Source organism: Actinoplanes xinjiangensis (genome assembly GCF_003148685.1).
GTDB lineage: Bacteria > Actinomycetota > Actinomycetes > Mycobacteriales > Micromonosporaceae > Actinoplanes > Actinoplanes xinjiangensis.
Genome location: NZ_QGGR01000082.1, coordinates 1 through 1,379 on the forward strand (window position 1 = coordinate 1; position 1,379 = coordinate 1,379).

Consider the following 1,379-nt stretch of genomic DNA (forward strand, 5'->3'; position numbering starts at 1 on the left):
TACTGCAACCCGGTGTTGCGACTTGAGCAGCGGTCGCTCGTTGACTGGTCATGTTGGGTGGGGCGGTGCTCGCGGAGTGGCAAGCGGGTCTGGATGACTTGTTTGCGCTGTTAGCGAGCCGTTTTTATCGGGTGGAGCCGCGCCGGTTGGCGTTCGCCTACATTCGCGGGTTGCTGGCTCCGTTGGAGCGGCGTAACGGGTGGACCATCGCTGAACACGCGGGCCGGCGGTCACCGAACGCGGTGCAGGAGATGCTCTACAGCCCGTGCTGGCAACCGGATCTGGTCCGCGATGACGTGCGGGATTACCTGGTCGAACATCTCGGTAGCGCCGACGGGGTGCTGATCGCCGACGACACCGGGTTCGTCAAGAAGGGCGTCCGCTCGGCCGGGGTGCAACGGCAATATTCGGGTACGGCGGGCAAGGTCGAGAACTGCCAGATCGGTACGTTCCTGGCCTACGCGACGCCGAAAGGCCGGGCGTTGATCGACCGGGAGTTGTATCTGCCGAAGTCCTGGACTGACGATCGGCAGCGGTGCGAACGGGCGGCGGTGCCCGACGACGTCGCGTTCGCGACCAAGCCGCAGCAGGCCCGCACGATGATCGAGCGGGCGGTCGCGGCGAAGGTGCCGTTCGCGTGGTTCACCGCCGACGAGGCGTTCGGGCAGAATCCCGGCCTGCGCGACTGGCTGCACGAGCAGGACATCGCCTATGTGATGGCGACCCGTAACGACGACGAGGTCCCGGCCGGGCTACATACCGACCGGCCGGTCAAGGACATGATCGGTGTGATCCGGGCCGGGGCCTGGAAGCGGCTGTCCTGCGGCGACGGCGCCCACGGCCCGCGGGTCTACGACTGGGCCTGGACGCCGATCCGGGCCCCGTTCGCTGATGACCGGCGCGGCTGGGTCCTGGCCCGCCGGTCGCTCAGCACCGGCGAGATCGCCTATTACCGGTGTTTCGGCCGGCGCGGGACCCGGCTACGGGAACTGGTCCGGGTCGCCGGCGCGCGCTGGGCGATCGAGGAATCGTTCCAGACCGCGAAGAACGAAGTCGGTCTGGACCAGTACCAGGTCCGCCGCTACGACGCCTGGTACGCGCATATCACCCTGGCCATGGCCGCAGCGGCGTTCCTGGTCGTGACCCGCGCCGCTGAAGCCGTAAAGGGGGTACCGCGGCCGACGGCGGTGAGCTGATCCCGTTGACCAGCAACGAGATCCGCCGCCTGTTCGCCAGATTCGTTCTGGCTGCCGTCCACACCGCCGCACACGTCTGGCACTGGTCCCGATATCGCCGCCGACGCCAGGAACAAGCTCGAGCCTGTCACTACCGCAAACGACTCGAACCGCCGTAAGCAACGACATCGGGTTGCAGTACTA

General features: G+C 67.2%; 1 protein-coding gene. It reads left to right on the forward strand.

What is annotated here, in order from left to right; translation table 11 throughout:
• The first annotated feature begins 50 nt into the window (after window positions 1-50).
• Window positions 51-1,196 (forward strand): IS701 family transposase, encoded by a 1,146-nt coding sequence (locus BC793_RS48600; RefSeq protein ID WP_109603426.1) that lies wholly within the window; start codon window positions 51-53, stop codon window positions 1,194-1,196.
• The last annotated feature ends 183 nt before the right edge of the window (window positions 1,197-1,379 follow it).